We start from the raw sequence: 21,028 nt of genomic DNA on the forward strand, positions 1-21,028 counted from the left end.
TGTCGGTGGGGTGACGGTCCGCGACGAGTAGGTCTGTGGGGTGATTGTGTGCGCTGGCAGAGTCTGATCGCGGTGCCGGTGGTGCTCGGTGCCGGGTTCGCGGCGGTTGCGTCGTCCCCGGCACCGGTGGCTGCGACGGAGCACACGGAGCCGGTCGCCGTGACGGCGGCGGACGGCAGCGCCGGGGTCGGGGTGCTACCGGCGGATCCGGCGGGGCCACGACCCGTGCGCGGGACCGGGAACCCGGTCGGTAATCCCGGGGCGGATCTTCCGCCCGAGGTCACGGTTGCCCCCGGGCAGCCGTCACCGGTGCTGGCCGGTGAGGGCCCCCTGGCGATCCCGGAGCTGGTGCTCTACGCGTACCGGGCGGCCGAGATGCAGCTTGCGATCGACGAACCCGAGTGTGCGCTGCCATGGCATCTGCTCGCGGCGATCGGCCGGATCACGTCGCAGCACGCCGACTCGGGACGCACCGACGTGCTGGGCACGCTCACGACCGCGCGTGTCGCTCCCGGCACGGGCAGACTCGGGCCGATGCAGCTGCCTCCGGAGGTCTGGTCGCAGTTCTCCGCCGACGGCAACGCGGACGGCACCGCGAATCCCCAGAACGTCTTCGACGCCACTCTGGCGGCCGGCGCCTGGCTGTGCTCGGACGACGCGCGCCTCGCCGAGGCCGACGCCCGCGCGCGGGCGGCTGCCCGGTTCGATCCGTCGCCGGAGTTCGTCGCCAACGTGCAGGCCTGGTCGGCCGCCTACGAGAAGGGCGCCGCGGTCTCGCCGGGGATCGTCGTCCCACCCCCGACGCCGCCGGCCGTTCCGGCCCGGCCGAACACCGCCGACGTCGCCGAGACCGTCGCGGCTCCCGTGGCCGGGACCACGACGGCACCCGCACCGGAGCCGGCCCCGGCTCCCGCGGTCGAGCCGGTCCCCGTCCCCGCGCCGGCTCCCGAGACACCGCCGGCTGTCGAGGGACCGCCGGCCGCGCCGGTACTGCCGTCGCTGCCGTGTCTCGTCCCGGCGCTGTGCCCGCCGCCGTCCGCACCCTGATCGGTCACGCCTCGATCTCGCCGTAATCCCCGATTGTGTGCGTCTGCCCAGCTCAGCGCGTTACATCACAGTAGGGTAACGGAAATGCATCGCTTCCTGTATGGTCGGTACCGCCATGTAACGAAAGCGTCTCGGGGAAGGCGCCCAGGAGGTATCGAGTGGGTCGGCACAGGAAGCCTTCGGAGTCCAAGCTCCGCCGTAATTCGGTCATCGCCCTCACCGGACTGGTTCCGGTCGGCGTGGTCGCCGCCGCCACCAGCGCCGGGGCGAGCCCCAAGACCCTGTTCGGCGTGCAGGACACCGAAGCTGTGGCCGAGCCCGTGACTGCGGCGGCCGAGACCACCTACATCGCCGACGGGGTCTCTCGCGACGTCGCCGCCGCGGCCGCCCTCATGACCGCCCCGGAGCCTACCGCGGAGCCCGCGGCGGCCCCCGCGCCCGCCCCGGAGCCTGCCCCCGCCGCTCCGGCACCGCTGCAGCCCGGCCCCCTCGGGATTCCCGGCATCAACTTCGCCGCCTACCAGAACGCCGAGCGGATCCTCGCCGCCGAGAACCCCGGCTGCAACATGTACTGGACGCTGCTCGCCGGCATCGGCCAGGTCGAGTCCGGCCATGCCAAGGGCGGCAAGGCCGACGACAAGGGCAACCTCCTCGAACCCGTGATCGGCTTGCCCCTCGACGGCAGTCTGCGCGGCCAGGCCGTCATCCGGGACACCGACGGCGGCACCCTGGACGGCGACACCGTCTACGACCGGGCGGTCGGCCCCATGCAGTTCATCCCCTCCACGTGGAGGCTCTACGCCGGCGACGGCAACGGCGACGGCGTCGCCGACCCGCAGAACCTGTACGACTCCACTCTCACCACCGCCAAGTACCTGTGCGACGGCGGAAACAACATGCACGACCTCGCGCAGGCCACCAAGGCCATCCATCGCTACAACAACTCCATGGCGTACGTCGCGAACGTGCTCGCCTGGTCGGCCGCCTATTCGACCGGTGTCACCCCCAGCGCGGCGGACCTGCCGCGCATCCACTGATCGGGCGCCACCTACGATTGATGCCATGGCAGTCAGCGAGTCCGACGTTCGCAGCGCCCTGGCGCGGGTCCAGGATCCCGAGATCCGCAAGCCGATCACCGAACTCGGCATGGTCAAGAGCATCGAGATCGGCGGCGACGGCAGCGTCGACGTCGGCATCTACCTGACCACCGCCGGCTGTCCGCTGCGCACCGAGATCACCGACCGGGTCACCAAGGCCGTCGCCGACGTCGCCGGAGTCTCCGCGGTCCGCGTCGAACTCGACGTCATGAACGACGAGCAGCGCACCGAGCTGCGCAAGTCGTTGCGCGGCGACTCCACCGAGCCGGTGATCCCGTTCGCCCAGCCCGGCTCACTCACCCGGGTCTACGCGGTGGCCTCCGGCAAGGGCGGCGTCGGCAAGTCCTCCGTCACGGTCAACCTCGCCGCCGCCATGGCCGCGCGGGGCCTGTCCGTGGGTGTGCTGGACGCCGACATCTACGGCCATTCCATCCCGCGGATGCTCGGCACCGACGCCAAGCCCACCCAGGTGGAGCGGATGATCATGCCGCCGATCGCGCACGACGTGAAGATGATCTCCATCGCCCAGTTCACCCAGGGCAACACGCCCGTGGTCTGGCGTGGACCGATGCTGCACCGCGCGCTGCAGCAGTTCCTCGCCGACGTGTTCTGGGGCGATCTGGACGTGCTGCTGCTCGACCTGCCGCCCGGCACCGGCGACGTCGCGATCTCCGTCGCGCAGTTGATCCCCGGCGCCGAGATCCTCGTGGTCACCACGCCGCAGCAGGCGGCCGCCGAGGTCGCCGAACGGGCCGGCTCCATCGCCCTGCAGACCCGCCAGCGCATCGTCGGCGTCGTGGAGAACATGTCGTGGCTCGAGCTGCCCGACGGCACCCGGATGGACGTGTTCGGCACGGGCGGCGGTCAGGCCGTCTCCGAGCGGCTCACCCGCGCCGTGGGCGCGACCGTCCCGCTGCTGGGCCAGATCCCACTCGATCCGGCGATCCGCGAGGCCGGCGACGCCGGAACGCCGATCGTCCTCAGTGCCCCCGACTCGCCTGCGGGCACGGCGCTGCGCGAGATCGCCGAGAAGCTCGCCGTGCGTCGCCGCGGCCTGGCCGGCATGTCGCTGGGGATCGACACCACCCGTCACCTGTAGGCGCCTACGGCGCCGGTGTGTCCTTCGGGCTGTCCTGACCGCCCAAAGGACACACCGGCCGCGCAGCGGCCTCGTCCTAGGTCGCGTCGGAGTCGATGGGGGGCTTCTCTCCCGCCGTCAACGGCGGCGGGACGGGCTTGCTCACCGGCTTGGTGCCGGGCTTGTCGAAGTTGCCGGTGAGCAGCGAGTCGTCGCCGTCCAGCAGGTGCTTGGTGATGACCGCCTTCGGCGTCATGCCACGCAGTTGGTTCAGTTCGGACAGGGGTTGGCGCAGGTCGTCGAACTCGGGGCCGAGCTCCTCCTTCAACTGCTCCTTGGCGCCGGACGCGTAGTCGCGGACCTGCCGCAGCGACCTGGTCATCCAGGACACCGCACCGGGCAGCCGCTCGGGGCCGAGGACCACGAGCGCCGCGACGAGCAGGACCAGGAATTCGCCCCAACCGATATTGCCGAACACCGTTCCAGGGTACGTGGTGACGCGGGGACCGCAGCCCGGAGGACCCAGGTCACAGCGGATTCCCAGGGAAGCGGCAGCGGACGGTCAGTCCGACATCGGGGTCACCTGCACGTCGACCAGGCGTCCCGCACGCACGAGCTGCACCGTGACCGGCTTGCCGATCTCCTGGGCGTGGACGGCGACGACCAGTTCGTCCGCGCTGGTCACCTCGCGGTCTCCGACCTTGACGATGACGTCGCCCTCGACGATGCCCGCCTGCTGCGCCGGGCTGCCCTGCTGCACGTTGGCGACCTCGGCTCCGCTGGCGACGTCGTTGGCGACGCTGCGGGTGTTGACGCCGATTTCCGGGTGGCGCATCTCGCCGGTGCGGATCAGTTCCTGGGCGACGGCGGTGACGTCGTCGATCGGGATGGCGAACCCGAGACCGACGGAACCACCCGTCTCGGTCTTGATGGCCGAGTTGATGCCGATGACGCGGCCCTCGGCGTCGACGAGGGGGCCGCCGGAGTTGCCGGGGTTGATGGAGGCGTCCGTCTGCACGGCGTCGATCACGGCATCGGTGTCGGTGCCCTGCCCGCCCAGACGCATCGGGCGGTTGAGCGCGCTGACGATGCCGCGGGTGACGGTCTTGCTCAGTCCGAGCGGGGAGCCGACGGCGATCACGTCCTCCCCCACCTGCACGTCCTCCGAACGGCCGAGTTCGGCGACCGTGAGATTGTCCGCGTCGACCGAGAGCACGGCCAGATCGGTCTTGATGTCCCGGCCGACGATCTCGGCGGGCACCTTCGTGCCGTCGTTGAACGTGACCTGGATCTTGGCGTCCGGTGCGGTGGCGGCCATCGAGACGACGTGGTTGTTGGTGACGATGTATCCGGCGCCGTCGATGACGACACCGGACCCGGTGCCGGCCTCCTCGCCGAGGGTCACCTGGATCGAGACCACTGCGGGCAGCACCGCGTCGGCGACGCGGGCGACCTGCCCGGACGGCAGGTCGCCGTCCTGATCCACCTGGGCCAGCGTCACGCTACGGCTGGTGAGGGATCCGGTGTCGGACGTGACGAGCGCGACCACGAGACCGCCGACCATGCCGATGGTCAGCGCGACTGCGGCGAGTGTCGCGAGGGCGCGGGTCTCGATCCGGCCGCCGAAGAGGACTTCCCGCAGCGTGAGCTTCGGTGCGGGCGGCAGCGGCCGCTCGTCGTGGGACTGTGCGGGCGCGCCCAGGCGCACGTTCGTCGCGGGGTCGCGCCACGGGTCCGGCTCGGGACCGCCCGCATCGGTCTCGCCGTCCGGGTCGGCGGGGGGCCGCTGCAGAATCTCGGAGGTCCCCGCGGGACGGCCGAATGCCTCGGCCAGCACCGGATCGGTGGGCGCACCGTAACGGACCGGCGGCTCGGCGGCGCGTTCCTCGGCGGACCGCCCGAACGGGCCGGTCGTGCCGGCCGGCCGGCCGAAGACGCGGTTCGCGGCATCGTCGACGGCCGGGCGGTAGACCGGGCGGGGTTGCAGGCGGGGGGCGTCGGCACGGCGCGACACCTCCGGCGCGGCGGCGCCGTCCGTCTCCGACGAGCCGGCCCGACGCTCGGACTCTACTGATTCCGCTGTCACGCGTGCCTGTCTCCCCCGTGTCCGTCGGTCACGGTGCCCAGTATCACCGATGGGCCCAGTATCACCGATGGACTCACCGTCGACGAAGCCACCCGTATCAGCGACGGCCCCGGGGGCGCCACTACCGGCCGTCCGAGCACGGCGCACACAGGTGCGAGCACCGTCAACGGCGCCAACGGATCGGCCAGCGTCGCGCAGCCGACCCGTACCGGTCGGCCGCCGGCATGCCCTCGAAACCGGGCGCGGACAGGTTCCGATGATGCTGCGGGATGTCGGCGAGAGCACCCAGGAGAGTGCTCGGCATCGGGGGCGGAGCCATCCGGGCGGCGTCACGCAACGCGCGACGGGCCTGCTGCTGCGCCTCGACCTCCGCGGCGCACTCCGGGCACACGGCCAGGTGCTCGGCCGCGCGGAGATACGCGTTCATCCGCAGTTCGCCGTCCACGTACGCTGCCACAGCCTCGCTCGCCAGGTGCTCCGTGGAACCGAACCGGCGGGTCGGGTGTGCCCTCGTCATGAAACCCTCCTGGCGGCTACCCCGCATCGACTCGACCGACTTCGACCTTCCCATGCTCGCGCAGGTGTTCACGCAGCGCCTGCCGTCCGCGGTGGATGCGGCTGCGTACCGTGCCGAGCTTGACTCCCAGTGTGGCACCGATTTCCTCGTAGGACAGACCTTCGATGTCACACAGGACCACAGCAGCACGATAGTCCGGCGCCAGCGAGTCCAGCGCGGACTGCAGGTCGGCGCCGAGCCTGGCGTCGTGGTAGATCTGCTCGGGATCGGGGCCCGCGGAGGGCACGCGGTCGTAGTCCTCGGGCAGCGCCTCCATGCGGATGCGGTTGCGGCGCCGGACCATGTCGAGGAACAGGTTCGTGGTGATGCGGTGCAGCCAGCCTTCGAAGGTGCCCGGCTGGTAGTTCTGCAACGAGCGGAAGACCCGGATGAAGGTGTCCTGGGTGAGGTCCTCGGCGTCCTGCGCGTTCCCGGCCAAGCGGTAGGCGAGCCGGTACACCCGGTCGCCGTGCTCGCGCACCAGCTCGTCCCACGACGGCATCACCGCACGGTCACCGGTGGCGTCGAACACTGCCGTGCCGGTGAGCTCGCCGTCGGCCGTGGGCTCGACGTCGGGGCTGGGGAGCTGTGGGGAATCGGCCATGTGGATCGCTGGATCCTCCTCTTCGGGACCGCGTGATCGCGAGTATCGGGTGTCGTGGTCCAACACGGTGGACGCCGGGTTTGTTCCCGGCCCCGCGATCGCCTGTCGGTGCGGTCTGATGTGCTACCTACACCTTCACGCACGGTGATGTGGTGCCGATATGAGCAACCTGAGCATCACCTGAGAATCCACCCGCCGTGCGCGCCTGCCTGCGACCGGACCCCGGCGACGATAACCTCACTGGGGTGCACACGAATGCCGAACGGATACTGGCTCACGTCGAGAACGTCACAGAGGACGAGAACCTCGCCACGGCGCGCGAACGTGCCCTCGATCTCGGGGCCGAGCCGATCCCGGCAGCGGTGGGTGCGGCTCTGGCGATGTTCACTCGCATGCTCGACGCCCGGACGGTCGTCGAGGTGGGCACCGGCGCCGGCGTCAGCGGGCTGTGGCTGCTCCGGGGCCTGCGCGAGGACGGCGTCCTCACCACCATCGACAGCGAGCCCGAACACCAGCGCGCCGCCAAAGCCGCGTTCCGAGAGTCCGGGGTCACGGCGTCGCGCACCCGGCTGATCAACGGGCGCGCGCTGGACGTGCTGCCCCGGCTGGCCGACTCCGCATACGACCTGGTGTTCGTCGACGCCACCCCCGCCGATCACCCGCACTACGTCCGGGAAGGGGTCCGGCTGCTGCGTCCCGGCGGGGCCATCGTGCTGCACCATGCGCTGCTCTGCGGCCGGGTGGCCGACCCCGGCGAACGCGACTCCGTCGTCCTGGCCGTCCGGGAGGCCACCCGGGCGGTGGTGACCGACGAGCGTCTCGCCCCGGTGCTGCTGCCGGTGGGCGACGGGCTGCTCTGCGCCGCCAAACTCTAGGCTCGGGGGCGGACCCCGGACGGATCCACACGGTCGGATCCCCCCGACAGATCCACACGGCCGGATCCCCCCGGTCGGACCCGCACGGTCAGATCCACACGCCCTTGCCGATGGCGACGACGCCGCCGCTGCTGACGGCGAAGCGCTGCCGGTCGCGTTCGAGGTCGACGCCGATGATCTCGCCGTCGCCGACGACGACGTTCTTGTCGAGGATCGCGCGCCGCACGACCGCCCCCTTGCCGATGCGCACCCCCGGCATCAGGACGCTGCCCTCGACGGTGGCGCCGTCCTCGATCATGACATTGGAACTGAGCACCGAGTTGCGGACGGTGGCGGCGGACAGGATGCTGCCGGATCCGACGATCGACTCCTGCGCGAGACCACCCTGGACGAACTTGGCCGGAGGCCACATCTCGGAGGCGCCGCGGATGGGCCAGCGCCGGTTGTAGAGGTTGAAGATCGGATGCACCGACACCAGGTCCATGTGCGCGTCGTAGAACGCGTCGAGGGTACCCACGTCGCGCCAGTATCCACGGTCACGTTCGGTGGCGCCCGGCACGACGTTGTCGTTGAAGTCGTAGACGTGGGCGGCGCCCTGGGCGACGAGGGCGGGGATGATGTCGCCGCCCATGTCGTGGTCGGAGTCCGGGTTCTCCGAGTCCGCCCGCAACGCCTCGACCAGCACCTTGGTGGTGAAGACGTAGTTACCCATCGAGGCGAAGGTGACGTTGGGATCGTCCGGGGTGCCGGGCGGGTGCGCGGGCTTCTCCAGGAACTGGGTGATGCGCCCCTGCTCGTCGCTGTCGATGCAGCCGAACGCGAACGCCTCGCTGCGCGGCACCCGGATACCGGCGACGGTGACCCCTGCGCCGGACTCGATGTGCTGGCGCACCATCTGCTCCGGATCCATCCGGTAGACGTGGTCGGCGCCGAACACCACGATGTACTCGGGATCCTCGTCGTAGACGAGGTTGAGCGACTGGAGGATGGCGTCGGCGCTGCCGGTGTACCAGCGCGGACCGAGACGCTGCTGTGCCGGCACCGGGGTGATGTACTCGCCGGTGAAGCCCGACAGCCGCCAGGTCTGGGAGATGTGCCGGTCCAGCGAGTGCGACTTGTACTGCGTCAGCACACAGATCCGCAGGAACCCGGCGTTGACCAGGTTGCTGAGCACGAAGTCGATCAGTCGGTAGGCACCGCCGAACGGTACCGCCGGTTTCGCGCGGTCCGCCGTCAGCGGATACAGGCGTTTGCCCTCGCCGCCGGCGAGCACGATTCCAAGCACATGGGGCTGGCTCCTCACACAGTCAACCTATCCGCCACCCCCCGCCGCCGCCAGCGAAGAGGCCCATCGGTGGCTGGAACGTCACGCGCCGGATAGTTTGATCCGGTGCGGGTGGCAATGATGACGCGGGAGTACCCGCCGGAGGTCTACGGTGGTGCCGGCGTGCACGTCACCGAACTGGTTGCGCAGTTGCGCCGGCTGTGCGAAGTCGACGTGCACTGTATGGGAGCGCCCCGGGAGGGCGTCTTCGTCCACGGCCCCGACCCCGACCTGGCAGGCGCCAACCCGGCGCTGACGACGCTGTCGGCCGAGCTGCGGATGGCGCACGCCGCCGGCAGCGCCGACGTCGTCCATTCGCACACCTGGTACACCGGCCTGGCGGGGCATCTCGCCGCCGAGCTGTACGACGTGCCGCACGTGCTGACGGCGCACTCGCTCGAGCCGCGCAGGCCGTGGAAGGCCGAGCAGCTGGGCGGGGGCTACCGCATCTCGTCGTGGTCCGAACGCAACGCCGTCGAACACGCGGACGCGGTCGTCGCGGTCAGCGCCGGGATGCGCCTCGACGTGCTGGACGCGTATCCGTTCGTGGACCCGGCGCGCGTGCATGTCGTGCGCAACGGCATCGACACCGGCGTGTGGCATCCGGGCCCGGCCGGATCGGGAGCGCCGTCCGCGCTGGAGAAGATCGGCGTCGATCCCGACCGGCCGATCGTCGCGTTCGTCGGGCGCATCACGCGCCAGAAGGGTGTCGGGCACCTGATCGCCGCCGCTCACGACGTCGATCCCGGGATCCAGCTGGTGCTGTGCGCCGGGGCCCCGGACACCCCGGAGATCGCCGCCGAAACCGAGCAGGCCGTGGCCGAACTCGAGCGCCGGCGCGGCAACGTCTTCTGGGTCCGAGAAATGCTCCCCACCGAATCCGTCCGTGAAATTCTTTCGGCCGCAAGAGTTTTCATATGCCCGTCGGTGTACGAGCCGCTGGGAATCGTCAACCTCGAGGCGATGGCCTGCGAGACCGCAGTCGTCGCCTCGGATGTCGGGGGTATTCCCGAGGTCGTCGAGGACGGGGTCACCGGCCGGCTGGTGCACTACAACTCCTACGAGCCGCGAGCGTACGAGCAGGCGCTGGCGGCGGCGATCAACGAGGTCGCCGGCGACGCCGCCCTCGCTGCCGAGATGGGCCGGGCCGGACGGGTGCGGGCGATCGCGGAGTTCTCCTGGGCACAGATCGCGCGGCAGACGCTCGCGGTCTACCAGGAGGTCGCAGCCGCGCGGCACTGAGCGCGGCACCGAGCACGGGTCAGTCCGAGCGGCGCTCCCACACGGTGACGGTCACCGAGGCGGTCACCGGGAACGGCTCCGGCAATCCCGCGACCAGTTCGGCCAGCCGTTCGGCCGTCAGGTGGTGTCCCGACGGCCCCATGCCGGCCAGCCGGCCCAGTGCCGGACGGTCGAGTTCCAAGGTGAACTGCACGTCGGCGCGGTCGAGTCGCTCGAACCCGCCGGACAGGGCCGCCCCGAGCCGCTCGGTCTTGCGTTCGTCCACCTGGACCATTCCCGGCAGCGTCACCAGTTCGCGCAGGTGAGCCGGAGTGGGAGCCGCGACGACGAGCACGCCGCCGGGGGCGAGAACGCGGTGCGTCTCGGCGGCGTTGCGGGGCGCGAAGACGGACAGCACGTGGGTGAGGACGCCGCTGCGGATCGGCAGTTGCCGCCACACGTCGGCGAGCACGGCCCCGACGCGGGGATGGCTGCGCGCGATGCGCCGGACCGCGGGTTTGGACACGTCGAGCCCGACGCCGCGGCTGTCCGGCAGCGCGTCGAGCACCGCTGCGAGGTACCTCCCGGTGCCCGCACCCACTTCGAGGACGCGGGCACCGTCGTCGCCGGTGGCGTGCTCGGCACAGGCCCGGGCGACGGCGCCGAGCAGCGGATCGTAGTGTCCGGCGTCGAGGAAGTCCGCGCGCGCGGCGATCATCTCCGCGGTGTCGCCGGTGAACCGCGTCGCGGCCCCGGTGAGGAGGCTGACATATCCCTGCCGCGCGACGTCGAAGCTGTGCCCGGCCTCGCACAGCAGGACGCCCTCGTCGAGGTCGAGCCCACGCTCGCACTGGGGGCAGGCGAGCAGGTCGGTCACCGCATCGAGCACGGGCAGTCCTTCCGAGAAACGCAGAGCACCGGAGTACGAACAGCAACGGGCCCCGCGCACCGTGGCGCGCGGGGCCCGGGGGAACCGGCGAAACGTCGCCGGCTGCCGACACCTAGCTGGTGACGCCCTTGAGCTCTTCGCCGAGCGCTGCAGCTTCCTCCGGCGTGAGTTCGACGACCAGACGTCCGCCACCCTCGAGTGGAACCCTCATGACGATTCCTCGTCCCTCTTTGGTTGCTTCGAGGGGACCGTCCCCGGTCCGGGGCTTCATGGCCGCCATCCTCTGCTCCCTCCAAATCTGCGCTCGACTCTTGCGCGCGTGGGTTACCGTGGGGGCCTCGCCGGAAATCGACGAGGCTCGTCACATCATTCTTCCCTATCCGGCCGACCGCCGGGTAGCTGACTCCGCCCTAATGTCGCCGGAAGCTGATCGAACGTCCGTATCGACCCAGCACTCGGCGAGATGGTCGTCGACCATGCCGGTGGCCTGCATGAGCGCATACGCCGTGGTAGGACCGACGAACGCGAAGCCGCGCCGCTTCAGTTCCCGGGCCATCGCCGTGGACTCCGGGGTCACCGCAGGTACCTCCGCCACCGAGCGCAGACGCCGGGCGCGCCGCGCCGGCGCGAACGACCACAGCAACGTGTCGAGGTCCGTGTCCCGCAGGTCGAGCACTGCCCGGGCGTTGGCGATCACCGCCTCGATCTTGCGCCGGTTCCGGACGATGCCGGCGTCACCGAGCAGGCGGTCGACGTCGACCGCGGTGTAGCCGGCGACCACGTCGACGTCGAATCCGGCGAACGCCGATCGGAATGCCTCCCGCTTCCGCAGGATCGTCAGCCACGACAGCCCCGACTGGAACGCCTCGAGGGCCAGGCGCTCGAACAACTCGTCGCGTCCGTGCAGCTCCCTGCCCCACTCCTCGTCGTGGTAGTCCCGGTACAGCGTGGACCCCGGCAGATCCACTGCCCACGGACAACGCACCCGATCCTCGCTCATCGCTACTCCCCCTCGTCCGAGCGGTCCCCCGCGGCCTCTGCCGCGACGGATGCGCCGGTCCGGCCGCTGTCCGCCTCGTCGCCGCCCGGAGCGTCCCCACCGGTGTTCTCGTATGCGGTGTCCTCGTATGCGGTGTCCTCGTATGCGGTGAGCCGGGCCCGCAGATCGTCGATCTCGTGCGCGAGCCGGTCGAGCGCCCAGTCCACCTCGGCGGTCTTGTAGCCCCGCAGCACCTGCTGGAAACGCAGTTCGCGGACGTCCGCGCCGGTCACGTCGGTGACCGGAAGCGCCGTCGCCGTGGCACCCGGTGGGATCGGCGCCAGGCTCTCGCCCCGGCCGAACACCGCGCTCGCCACGAGGAACAGCACCGCGCCGACGACCACCACGACGAGCAGGTAGAGCAGAACCGTCAGCATGTACCGATCTTGGCACGGGCCCCCGACACGACGGGGTGTCAGGTGACGGTGACGACCGGGGGCCGGTCCACCAAACTGACCTCCGTGGTGACGGGGACGAACCCGTCACCGTCCACGAGGAACTGGGTCAGACCCGCTCCCGAGTCGGGGATCCCGCAGCGGGCGAGCATGGTGCCGACGATCTGCCGGCTCATCACCCCCAGCTCCCCGAGCGGCCGGTTCCGGTGCTTGCGTACGCCGAGGTTGACCTGGGCGATCGCGTCGATGCCGAGCCGGTCGTAGGTGTCGAGCAGCAGCCCGATCTCGACGCCGTACCCGGGTGCGAAGGGCACTGCCGACAGCAGTTCCCGGGTCCCGGCGTACTCACCGCCGAGGGGCTGCAGCACGCACGTCAGCTCCGGTCGCAGCGCCGCGAGCAGGGGCCGCGCCACCAGTTCGGTGACCCGCCCGCCCCCGTTGGCCTCCTCGGCGCCGCTGACCCGGAGCGGGCGACGGTAGTAGCCCTTGACCAGGTGGATGCCGTCGCCGGTGAGCAGTGGTCCGAGCAGCTTGGGGACGAACGCCGGATCGGGCTCGAGCAGATCCGAATCGACGAACGCGATCAGGTCGCCGGTGGTGGCCGCAACCGACCGCCACAGCACCTCACCCTTACCGGGCAGGGGGGCCAGACCCGGGACCGCCTCTTCTCGCGACAGCACGCGTGCACCGGCGCTGCGGGCCCGCTCCGCCGTGCGGTCGGTGGACCCCGAGTCCAGCACGATCAGCTCGTCCACCAGCCCACCGAGCAGCGGATGGATGGTGTCCACCACCCCCGCCACAGTCGTCTCCTCGTTGAGCGCGGGCAGCACCACCGATACGGTCCGGCCGCGCTTGGCGCGTTCCAGTTCGGCGATGCTCCAACCGGGCTCGTCCCAGCTGTTCGCCTCGGCCCAGGGCCGGTTGACCGCCGTCGCCCCGGCCGACGGCTGAGTGACCGCCGTCGCCCCGGCCGACGGCTGAGTGACCGCCGTGGCCCCGGCCCACGGCCGTGTAGTCGCCGTGCTCATGCCAGCCCCCTGACGGTGCGTGCCGGGGGCCGGGTGCCGGCGACGGCGGCCACCATGTCGACCACGCGCCGGGTCGCCGCCACCTCGTGCACCCGGAACATCCGCGCGCCTGCCGCGGCCGCAAGTGCTGTCGCTGCCAATGTGCCCTCCAACCGGTCGGCGAGTTCCACCCCCAGAGTCTCCCCGATGAAGTCCTTGTTGCTCAGCGCCATGAGAACCGGCCACCCGGTGTTTACGAGAACGTCCACGTGCCGCAACAACTCGAGGCCGTGAAAGGTGTTCTTGCCGAAATCGTGCGTCGGATCGATGAGGATGGAGTCGCCGGGCACTCCGGCCTTCGCGGCCCGCTCGGCCGCGGCGACGATCTCCCGGGTCACCTCGGCGACGACGTCGGTGTAGCGCACGCGGTGCGGCCGGGTGCGCGGGGCTGCACCCCCGGTGTGCGAGCAGACGATGCCCGCGCCGAGTTCGGCGGCGACGGTCACCAGTTCCGGATCGGCACCCGCCCACGTGTCGTTGATCAGGTCCGCGCCCTCGGCGAGGGCGCGCCGCGCGACGTCGCTGCGCCAGGTGTCGACACTGACGAGCAGCCCGGGGTGCCGGGCTCGGATCGCCGCGACGAACGGCACCACCCGTCGCGTCTCCTCCTCTGCGTCGACCACCTCACCGGGGCCGGCCTTCACGCCGCCGATGTCGACGAGGTCCGCGCCCTCGGCCACGGCCCGGTCCACGGCCGCCATCGCGGCCTCGTCGGTGAAGGTCGCACCCCGGTCGTAGAAGGAGTCCGGGGTGCGGTTGACGATCGCCATCACCAGGGCCCGGTCGGTGGCGACCGGGCGGCCGCAGAGGGTCGGCGAGACGGTGGCGGAGGCGGTCATGGATCCATCCTGGCATGCACTCCGGCCGGCCGAATCCGAGCGGTGAACCGGAATCCGCCCACCGCACGGCGTGGGCGGATTCCGGACGCCCGCGCGAATCGTGGGTACGGCGGCGACGGAACTCAGCCGGCCGGCAGCTCGCCGCCGGCGACGGACTCGACGTAGCCGTCGTATGCGGGCCGGTAGCCCTCGTCCCGCCCGGTGAGCACGTACACCGGATCGTCCCCGGTGTCGGTGTAGCCCTGCTTGCGCAGGTCCACCTTGCGGCTCTTGAACGTCGAGGTGTGCTCGAGTTCGTCGACGACCCGGACGAACAGCGGTACCGCGTACGACGGCAGCGTCCGGTACAGCTGCGCCGCGACCGCGGCACCGTCGAACTCGGCGCCGTCGTGGAGCGTGACCGCGGCCATCCCGGCCCGGCCGTCGGTGCCGGGGATCTCGACCCCGTAGACCACCGCCTGCGAGATCGACTCGCTCGCCGACACGGCCGCCTCGACCTCGGTGGTGGCGACGTTCTCGCCCTTCCACCGGAAGGTGTCGCCGAGACGGTCGACGAACGCGACGTGCATGAAGCCCTGACTGCGAACGAGATCGCCGGTGTCGAACCAGGTGTCGCCGTCCTCGAAGCCGTCGCGGACCAGCTTGGACTCGCTCGCTTCCGGATCGGTGTAACCGTCGAACGGGGCACGGTCGGTGACCTTCGCCAGCAGCAGGCCCACCTCGCCGCGGCCGACCCGGCGCAACCGTCCGTCCGGTCCGCGCAGGGCCTTGCCGGTCTCGTGGTCGTAGTCGACCACGGCGTACGGCAGGGGGCAGACACCCGCGGTGCGCGGCTGGTTCAGGGCGTTGACGAACGCGATGTTGCACTCGCTCGCGCCGTAGAACTCGGCGACGCGGGCGATGCCGAACCGCTCGGTGAACTCGGTCCAGATCTCGGCGCGCAGTCCGTTGCCGACCATCAGCCGGATGCCGTGATCGCGGTCGTCGGGCGACGGCGGCTGGTTCAGCAGGTAGCGGCAGATCTCCCCGATGTAGACGAACGCCGTCGCGTCGTTGCGTTTCGCGTCGGCCCAGAAACCGGTGGCGGAGAACTTGCGGCCGAGCGCGAACGTGGCTCCGGCTGCGAGCACCGACGACAGCGAGACGGTGAGGGCGTTGTTGTGGTAGAGCGGCAGGCAGCAGTACAGGGTGTCGTCGCGGCGCAGCCGGACACCGAGGCTGCCCAGGCCGGACATGGACTTCAGCCAGCGGTAGTGGGTCATCCGGCTGGCCTTGGGCATGCCCGTGGTGCCCGAGGTGAAGATGAAGAAGGCGGTCTCCTTCGCCTGCAGGCGCTCGGTGACGGCGGGGTTCGCGGAGTCGGCCGCGACGGCGAGGTCGTCGAGTTCGCCGACGCGCAGCACCTTCCCGGCCGGTGGCGGCCCGTCGAGGGACTCCAGGGCCTCCTCGCACTCCTCGCCGACCACGAGTACCCGGCTGTCGAGCAGGCCGAGGCTGTGCGCGAGAACCTCCCCGCGCTGATGGTGATTGAGCATGCCCGCCGCGGCGCCCAGCTTGACCGTGGCGAGCGCGACGAGCAGCGCCTCCGGGCGGTTCTTCATCAGCACGCCGACGACATCGCCGGTGCGCACGCCTTGGGCGGTGAGGACGGCCGCGTAGCGGTTGACCTGCGCGTTGGCGTCGCCGTAGCTGAGGGCGTCACCCTCGAAGCGCAGGAACGGCCGGTCCGGGTTCCGCTCGGCGAGGCGTTGGAACACCGACCCGATCGTCTCGCGCGCCTCCGGGCGCCGGGTCAGGCCCACCGCGCCGCGCAGCAGGCTCGGTACGTCGGGCAGCATTCGCGGGAGCTGGGTGGCGAGACCCACCAGGGAGATGGTCGAACCGGACTCGGGCATGGCATCCTTCGTGGCGGTGGACAACAACTTACTGCAGAGTAAGCAACCTCGACGCGATGCGGAAGCCCCTCACCCGGCGCACCGGTCGAGCGCGTCCTCGATGTCCTCGGTGAGCTGCAGGCCGTCGAGAGCGCGGCGGTTGACGAAGCCGGTCGGCACCATCGCCTCGAGCCAGTCCAGCAGCCCGCGGTAGTGCCCCACCGGATCGAGCAACACCACCGGCTTGGCGTGCATACCCAGATAGCCGGCCGTCCATGTCTCGAACAGTTCCTCGAGGGTGCCGATCCCGCCGGGCAGCGCGACGAACGCGTCGGCCCGCTCCTCCATCACCTGCTTCCGCTGGCGCATCGTGTCGGTGACGATCAGCTCGTCCGCGTCGACGTCGGCGACCTCACGGTGCACCAGCGCCTTGGGGATCACGCCGACGGTGTGCCCGCCCGCCGCCCGGGTGGCCTCCGCCACCGCGCCCATCATCGACACGTTGCCACCGCCGGAGACCAGCTGCCAGCCGCGCCGTCCGATGGCGGTCCCCACCGCCGCCGCCAGCTCGAGGTAGGAGTCCCCGACGGGACCGGAGGCACAGTAGACGCACACCGCCCGGGCCTCGACCGCGCGCTCGCCCCCGACACCCTCCGCCGGACCGAAGCGGCTCACCACGACCCGCCCTCCCCGTACAGCGCCGACTCGTCCTGGCCGCGGTGGGCGTCGACGACGATCTGCACCGCCTCCTCGACACTGTCGGTCAGATACAGCAGGTCGAGGTCGCCCGGCGAGATCCGCCCCTCGCCGATCATCGACTGCCGGATCCACTCGAGCAGCCCCGCCCAGTAGTGCGTCCCGAGCAGCACGATCGGGAACCGGGTGATCTTGTGGGTCTGGACCAGCGTGAGCGCCTCGAACAGCTCGTCGAGCGTTCCGAATCCGCCGGGCAGACAGACGAAGGCCTGGGAGTACTTCACGAACATCGTCTTGCGGGCGAAGAAGTAGCGGAAGTTCAGTCCGAGGTCGACCCACTCGTTGAGGGCCTGCTCGAACGGCAGTTCGATGCCCAGGCCGATGGAGAATCCTCCCGACTCGCTCGCCCCGCGGTTGGCGGCCTCCATCGCCCCCGGCCCACCACCGGTGACCACCGCATAGCCGGCCGCGGCCAGGGCGGCCCCGAGGGCGCGTCCGGTGGCGTACTCGGGATGGTCGGCGGGGGTGCGGGCCGAGCCGAACACCGCCACCGCACGGGGCACCTCGGCCAGCGCCCCGAAGCCCTCGACGAACTCGCTCTGGATGCGCAGCACCCGCCACGGATCGGTGTGCACCCAGTCGGACGGGCCCCGGCGATCGAGCAGCCGCTGATCCATCGTCGTGGTCTCGGCCACCCGGTCACGGCGCAGCTGGACGGGACCGCGGTGCACCACGTCGGCACTCGCACGGTCGCGGGATCCGGGGTCGGTGTCGCGCGCCATGCGCTCAGATTAGGGGATGCGGCAGGCCGCGCCTGCCGATCCGACGCCGTGCGCGTCAGCCGGCGAGGTACCTGCGCAGCGTGTCGGCGACCTCGGTGATCTGCCCCACGGGCACGTGCTCGTCCCGGGTGTGCGCGAGATTCGGATCGCCGGGGCCGTAGTTGACCGCCGGGATCCCCAGCGCGGCGAAGCGCGCGACGTCCGTCCACCCGTACTTGGCCCGGAACCGGCCGCCGGCCGCGGCGACGAGGTCCGCCGCGGTGGGATGGGCCAGGCCGGGCAGCGCGCCGGGCGAGCTGTCGGTGAGCTCGAGGGTGACGTCGAGACCGTCGAACACCTCCCGTACGTGCGCGAGCGCCTGCTCGACCGTGCGGTCGGGCGCGAACCGGAAGTTGACGTCGAGGTCCGCGGCGTCGGGCACCACATTGCCCGCGACGCCGCCGGAGATCCGCACCGCGGACAGACCCTCGCGGTAGACGCAGCCGTCGATGTCCACCGACCGCGGTTCGTAGGCCGCGAGCCGGTCGAGCACGGGGGCCAGCCGATGGATCGCATTGTCCCCCAGCCAGGACCGCGCCGAATGCGCGCGCGTCCCGCTCGCCGTGATCTGCACCCGCAGGGTGCCCTGGCAGCCCGCCTCGATCTGGCCGGCCGTCGGCTCGCCGAGGATCGCCACGTCCGCGTCCAGCCAGTCCCGCAGGTCCCGCTCGATCCGACCGAGACCGTTGTGCACCGCGGCGATCTCCTCGCAGTCGTAGAACACCAGGGTCAGATCGTGCGCCGGCTCGGCGATCGTGGCGGCCAGGTGCAGGAACACCGCGTCGCCCGACTTCATGTCGGCCGTGCCGCACCCGTACAGCAACTCCCCCTCGCGCCGCGACGGCACGTTGTCCGCGATGGGCACGGTGTCGAGGTGCCCGGCCAGCAGCACCCGGCTCGGCCGCCCGAGGCGGGTGCGGGCGAGAACCGCGTTGCCGCTGCGGACGATCTCGAAACCGGCGGTCTGGGTGCGCAGTGCCTGTTCGACGGACTCGGCGATCACCGCCTCGTCCCGGGAGACGCTGGGAATGTCCACGAGGGCAGCGGTCAGCTCGATCGGATCGGCATGCAGGTCCAGGTGCGGTGCAGACATGCAAGAACAATACGTGGGGCGATTTCCCAGGCCGTCCGCGAGAACGACGCGGCCTCGCGTACGCTTCTCGACCGTGAGTGCACAGGGAGCATCAGCAGTAGGCATCGCCAACATCGCGGCGGACGGCACCGTTCTCGACACCTGGTACCCGGCCCCCGAGCTCGGCGAATTCACCGAGACGGGCACGTCCCGGCTCGAGGGCACGGACATCCCCTCCGACTTCGCGTTGCTCGTCGGCCCCGACGAGGCACGTGAGGTCGAGCAGGTCGCGGTCCGCACGACGATCGCCGACCTGTCCCGGCCGCCGGCCGACACGCACGATGCCTACCTGCGGCTCCACCTGCTGTCGCACCGCCTCGTCCGGCCGCACGGCACCAACCTCGACGGTGTGTTCGGTCTGCTCGCCAATGTCGTGTGGACCAACTACGGCCCGTGCGCCGTGGACACCTTCGAGCTGGTGCGCTCACGCCTGCGTATCCGGGGGCCCGTGACCGTGTACGGCGTCGACAAGTTCCCCCGCATGGTCGACTACGTCGTGCCGTCCGGGGTGCGCATCGCCGACGCCGACCGCGTCCGTCTCGGTGCGCACCTGGCGTCCGGCACCACCGTCATGCACGAGGGCTTCGTGAACTTCAACGCGGGCACACTCGGCAACTCGATGGTCGAGGGCCGTATCTCCGCCGGGGTCGTCGTCGACGACGGCTCCGACATCGGTGGGGGTGCGTCGATCATGGGCACCCTGTCCGGCGGCGGCAAGGAGGTCATCGCCATCGGCAAGCGGTGCCTGCTCGGCGCCAACGCCGGTGTGGGCATCTCCCTCGGCGACGACTGCATCGTCGAGGCCGGCCTGTACGTCACTGCCGGCACGAAGGTCACCGGTCCCGACGGCACCGTCGTCAAGGCCAAGGACCTCAACGGCCGTTCCAACCTGATGCTGCGCCGTAACTCGGTCAGCGGCGCCGTCGAGGTGGTCCCCACCAAGGGCACCGGCGTCGAACTGAACGCGGCGCTGCACGCCAACGACTGAGCCAGAGAAACCGATCGTGTCGAAAACCGAGCACACTCTCACCGAAGCCGACCAGCTCGAGCACGGGCTCAAGGTCCGGCACCTGACGATGATGGGACTCGGTTCCGCGATCGGCGCAGGCCTGTTCCTCGGGTCCGGCGTCGGCATCGCCGCCGCCGGACCCGCGGTGATCGTCTCCTACGTCCTCGCCGGCATCATGATCGTCTTCGTGATGCGCATGCTGGGCGAGATGGGGGCTGCCCTTCCGGCCAGCGGATCCTTCTCCCACTACGCCCGCATCGGCATCGGCGAATGGGCCGGATTCACGATGGGCTGGCTCTACTGGTTCATGCTGATCATGGTCCTGGGCGTGGAGATCACCGGCGCCTCGGCGATCGTGAGCAGCTGGCTGCCGGGTGTGCCGCAATGGGTCGTGGCCCTGGTGTTCGTCACGTTCTTCGCGGTGGTGAACCTCGCGAAGGTCGCCAACTTCGGCGAGTTCGAGTTCTGGTTCGCGGCGCTTAAGGTCGCGGTCATCGTCGCCTTCCTCGTCATCGGAGTGCTGCTGGTGTTCGGCCTGTTGCCGGACACCGAGCCGGTGGGACTGACCCACCTGCTCGGCGACGGTGACGGATTCGCCCCCAACGGCCTCGCCGGCATCGCCGCCGGCCTGCTGGCCGTCGCCTTCGCCTTCGGCGGCATCGAGATCGTCACCATCGCCGCGGCCGAGTCGCGCGATCCCGAGCGGTCCATCGCGACCGCGGTGCGCACCGTCGTGTGGCGTATCAGCCTGTTCTACCTCGGCTCGATCTCGATCATGGTGCTGGTGCTGCCGTGGACGTCCGCGAGCGGTGAGACCTCGCCGTTCGTCAGTGTCCTCGACATCGCCGGCCTGCCGTACGTGTCGGGTTTCATGGAACTCGTCGTGGTGATCGCGCTGCTGTCGGCCTTCAACGCCAACGTCTACGGCACCTCACGCATGGCCTACTCCCTCGCCCGGGGCGGCGACGGTCCGGCCGTGCTCGCGCAGCTCTCCCGCACGGGCGTCCCCCGCAACGCCGTGCTGCTGTCCGTGTTCTTCGGGTTCGTCTCGGTCCTGCTGAACTGGTGGCTGCCCGAGGACATCCTCGGCATCCTGCTCAACGCGGTCGGCTCCGCCCTGCTGGCGATCTGGATCTTCGTCGTCGTCTCGCACCTGCGGCTGCGGCCGACCCTGGAGCAGGAGGGCCGCCTCACCGTCCGGATGTGGGCGTTCCCCTATCTGAGCTGGCTCACCCTCGGCATGCTCGGCGCGTTCATCGCGCTCATGTTGTTCGACCCCGCCGCCCGGATCCAGCTCGCCTCGACGGCTGTGCTGTTCCTGTTCATCGCTGCGATGTCGCAACTGTGGCAGCGCCGGTCCCGCGCGAGAGTGCAGTAGT

Annotated in this window: 22 protein-coding genes; 7 read left to right on the plus strand and 15 right to left on the minus strand. The window is 70.7% G+C overall.

From position 1 onward, the window contains the following. Positions 1 to 48: 48 nt before the first annotated feature. The 3 genes from QYS60_RS22065 (at position 49) to QYS60_RS22075 (ending at position 3,243) form a co-directional block, all read left to right on the plus strand. Entirely contained in the window at positions 49 to 1,047 is a 999-nt protein-coding gene (locus QYS60_RS22065; protein ID WP_371384285.1) for a hypothetical protein, read from the plus strand. Between the two features lie 158 nt (positions 1,048 to 1,205). Continuing rightward, positions 1,206 to 2,084 (plus strand): lytic transglycosylase domain-containing protein, encoded by an 879-nt coding sequence (locus QYS60_RS22070; protein WP_371384286.1) that lies wholly within the window; start codon positions 1,206 to 1,208, stop codon positions 2,082 to 2,084. Between the two features lie 25 nt (positions 2,085 to 2,109). Beyond that, complete coding sequence (locus tag QYS60_RS22075; protein WP_003936093.1) at positions 2,110 to 3,243, plus strand: Mrp/NBP35 family ATP-binding protein; 1,134 nt, start codon at positions 2,110 to 2,112, stop codon at positions 3,241 to 3,243. 76 nt (positions 3,244 to 3,319) lie between these two features. On the opposite strand, the gene tatB is transcribed toward QYS60_RS22075, so the two are convergent. The 4 genes from tatB to sigE all read right to left on the minus strand — a co-directional run bounded on the left by tatB (position 3,320) and on the right by sigE (position 6,468). Beyond that, complete coding sequence (gene tatB, locus QYS60_RS22080) at positions 3,320 to 3,700, minus strand: Sec-independent protein translocase protein TatB (protein ID WP_003936092.1); 381 nt, start codon at positions 3,698 to 3,700, stop codon at positions 3,320 to 3,322. An 84-nt stretch (positions 3,701 to 3,784) separates the two neighbouring features. After that, positions 3,785 to 5,308 (minus strand): trypsin-like peptidase domain-containing protein, encoded by a 1,524-nt coding sequence (locus QYS60_RS22085; RefSeq protein WP_371384287.1) that lies wholly within the window; start codon positions 5,306 to 5,308, stop codon positions 3,785 to 3,787. 163 nt (positions 5,309 to 5,471) lie between these two features. Beyond that, entirely contained in the window at positions 5,472 to 5,825 is a 354-nt protein-coding gene (locus tag QYS60_RS22090; RefSeq protein ID WP_054372280.1) for a zf-HC2 domain-containing protein, read from the minus strand. A gap of 16 nt (positions 5,826 to 5,841) precedes the next feature. Continuing rightward, positions 5,842 to 6,468 (minus strand): RNA polymerase sigma factor SigE, encoded by a 627-nt coding sequence (gene sigE, locus QYS60_RS22095; RefSeq protein ID WP_003936089.1) that lies wholly within the window; start codon positions 6,466 to 6,468, stop codon positions 5,842 to 5,844. A 245-nt stretch (positions 6,469 to 6,713) separates the two neighbouring features. On the opposite strand from sigE, the gene QYS60_RS22100 reads away from it, so the two are divergent. Continuing rightward, positions 6,714 to 7,343, plus strand: a complete 630-nt coding sequence (locus QYS60_RS22100; protein WP_003936088.1) for an O-methyltransferase — start codon at positions 6,714 to 6,716, stop codon at positions 7,341 to 7,343. Positions 7,344 to 7,431: 88 nt separating this feature from the next. Here QYS60_RS22100 and glgC read toward each other — a convergent pair whose 3' ends face one another. Continuing rightward, positions 7,432 to 8,646 (minus strand): glucose-1-phosphate adenylyltransferase, encoded by a 1,215-nt coding sequence (gene glgC, locus QYS60_RS22105; protein ID WP_003936087.1) that lies wholly within the window; start codon positions 8,644 to 8,646, stop codon positions 7,432 to 7,434. A gap of 87 nt (positions 8,647 to 8,733) precedes the next feature. Between glgC and glgA the strand changes: the two genes are divergently transcribed. Then, positions 8,734 to 9,909: a glycogen synthase gene (gene glgA / locus QYS60_RS22110; protein WP_289379562.1), complete on the plus strand. Its 1,176-nt coding sequence runs from the start codon at positions 8,734 to 8,736 to the stop codon at positions 9,907 to 9,909. A gap of 19 nt (positions 9,910 to 9,928) precedes the next feature. Here the strand turns inward: glgA and QYS60_RS22115 are convergent, their stop codons facing one another. From QYS60_RS22115 to dapE, 10 genes are all read right to left on the minus strand, one after another. Next, on the minus strand, positions 9,929 to 10,777 hold the full coding sequence (locus QYS60_RS22115) for a putative RNA methyltransferase (RefSeq protein WP_003936085.1): 849 nt from the start codon (positions 10,775 to 10,777) through the stop codon (positions 9,929 to 9,931). 112 nt (positions 10,778 to 10,889) lie between these two features. Beyond that, positions 10,890 to 11,057 carry a DUF3117 domain-containing protein gene (locus tag QYS60_RS22120; RefSeq protein ID WP_003936084.1) on the minus strand — a complete coding sequence of 56 codons (168 nt, stop codon included), beginning with the start codon at positions 11,055 to 11,057 and terminating at the stop codon, positions 10,890 to 10,892. A gap of 96 nt (positions 11,058 to 11,153) precedes the next feature. Continuing rightward, positions 11,154 to 11,777, minus strand: coding sequence for a DNA-3-methyladenine glycosylase I (locus QYS60_RS22125; protein WP_371384288.1), 624 nt, complete (start codon positions 11,775 to 11,777; stop codon positions 11,154 to 11,156). Between the two features lie 2 nt (positions 11,778 to 11,779). Further along, on the minus strand, positions 11,780 to 12,193 hold the full coding sequence (locus QYS60_RS22130; RefSeq protein WP_371384289.1) for a DivIVA domain-containing protein: 414 nt from the start codon (positions 12,191 to 12,193) through the stop codon (positions 11,780 to 11,782). 38 nt (positions 12,194 to 12,231) lie between these two features. Further along, positions 12,232 to 13,239 (minus strand): glucosyl-3-phosphoglycerate synthase, encoded by a 1,008-nt coding sequence (locus QYS60_RS22135; protein WP_371384290.1) that lies wholly within the window; start codon positions 13,237 to 13,239, stop codon positions 12,232 to 12,234. Next, a complete protein-coding gene (folP, locus tag QYS60_RS22140) occupies positions 13,236 to 14,117 on the minus strand; it encodes a dihydropteroate synthase (RefSeq protein ID WP_371384291.1) in 882 nt (293 codons plus the stop codon). Before folP ends, QYS60_RS22135 begins: the two co-directional genes overlap by 4 nt. 122 nt (positions 14,118 to 14,239) lie before the next feature. Beyond that, on the minus strand, positions 14,240 to 16,012 hold the full coding sequence (locus QYS60_RS22145) for a long-chain-acyl-CoA synthetase (RefSeq protein WP_371384292.1): 1,773 nt from the start codon (positions 16,010 to 16,012) through the stop codon (positions 14,240 to 14,242). Positions 16,013 to 16,081: 69 nt separating this feature from the next. Further along, a complete protein-coding gene (locus QYS60_RS22150) occupies positions 16,082 to 16,669 on the minus strand; it encodes a TIGR00730 family Rossman fold protein (RefSeq protein ID WP_003936078.1) in 588 nt (195 codons plus the stop codon). Beyond that, complete coding sequence (locus tag QYS60_RS22155) at positions 16,663 to 17,469, minus strand: TIGR00730 family Rossman fold protein (protein WP_003936077.1); 807 nt, start codon at positions 17,467 to 17,469, stop codon at positions 16,663 to 16,665. Before QYS60_RS22155 ends, QYS60_RS22150 begins: the two co-directional genes overlap by 7 nt. A gap of 55 nt (positions 17,470 to 17,524) precedes the next feature. Beyond that, on the minus strand, positions 17,525 to 18,601 hold the full coding sequence (gene dapE / locus QYS60_RS22160; RefSeq protein WP_371384293.1) for a succinyl-diaminopimelate desuccinylase: 1,077 nt from the start codon (positions 18,599 to 18,601) through the stop codon (positions 17,525 to 17,527). A 73-nt stretch (positions 18,602 to 18,674) separates the two neighbouring features. Between dapE and dapD the strand changes: the two genes are divergently transcribed. Both dapD and QYS60_RS22170 read left to right on the plus strand, forming a co-directional pair. Further along, positions 18,675 to 19,628, plus strand: coding sequence for a 2,3,4,5-tetrahydropyridine-2,6-dicarboxylate N-succinyltransferase (gene dapD / locus QYS60_RS22165; protein ID WP_003936075.1), 954 nt, complete (start codon positions 18,675 to 18,677; stop codon positions 19,626 to 19,628). Positions 19,629 to 19,644: 16 nt separating this feature from the next. Next, positions 19,645 to 21,027: an amino acid permease gene (locus QYS60_RS22170; protein ID WP_289379545.1), complete on the plus strand. Its 1,383-nt coding sequence runs from the start codon at positions 19,645 to 19,647 to the stop codon at positions 21,025 to 21,027. Position 21,028: the final 1 nt, after the last annotated feature.

Source organism: Rhodococcus sp. GXMU-t2271, assembly GCF_041414735.1.
GTDB classification, from domain to species: domain Bacteria; phylum Actinomycetota; class Actinomycetes; order Mycobacteriales; family Mycobacteriaceae; genus Rhodococcus; species Rhodococcus indonesiensis.

Excerpts from the sequence above, each read along its gene's own strand:
- QYS60_RS22135 (WP_371384290.1), bottom strand. The coding sequence starts at position 13,239 with ATGAGCACGGCGACTACACGGCCGTGGGCCGGGGCCACGGCGGTCACT.
- dapE (WP_371384293.1), bottom strand. The coding sequence starts at position 18,601 with ATGTCTGCACCGCACCTGGACCTGCATGCCGATCCGATCGAGCTGACC.
- QYS60_RS22155 (WP_003936077.1), bottom strand. The coding sequence starts at position 17,469 with ATGGCGCGCGACACCGACCCCGGATCCCGCGACCGTGCGAGTGCCGAC.
- QYS60_RS22075 (WP_003936093.1), top strand. The coding sequence starts at position 2,110 with ATGGCAGTCAGCGAGTCCGACGTTCGCAGCGCCCTGGCGCGGGTCCAG.
- QYS60_RS22125 (WP_371384288.1), bottom strand. The coding sequence starts at position 11,777 with ATGAGCGAGGATCGGGTGCGTTGTCCGTGGGCAGTGGATCTGCCGGGG.
- QYS60_RS22090 (WP_054372280.1), bottom strand. The coding sequence starts at position 5,825 with ATGACGAGGGCACACCCGACCCGCCGGTTCGGTTCCACGGAGCACCTG.
- QYS60_RS22145 (WP_371384292.1), bottom strand. The coding sequence starts at position 16,012 with ATGCCCGAGTCCGGTTCGACCATCTCCCTGGTGGGTCTCGCCACCCAG.
- QYS60_RS22120 (WP_003936084.1), bottom strand. The coding sequence starts at position 11,057 with ATGGCGGCCATGAAGCCCCGGACCGGGGACGGTCCCCTCGAAGCAACC.
- sigE (WP_003936089.1), bottom strand. The coding sequence starts at position 6,468 with ATGGCCGATTCCCCACAGCTCCCCAGCCCCGACGTCGAGCCCACGGCC.
- QYS60_RS22130 (WP_371384289.1), bottom strand. The coding sequence starts at position 12,193 with ATGCTGACGGTTCTGCTCTACCTGCTCGTCGTGGTGGTCGTCGGCGCG.
- folP (WP_371384291.1), bottom strand. The coding sequence starts at position 14,117 with ATGACCGCCTCCGCCACCGTCTCGCCGACCCTCTGCGGCCGCCCGGTC.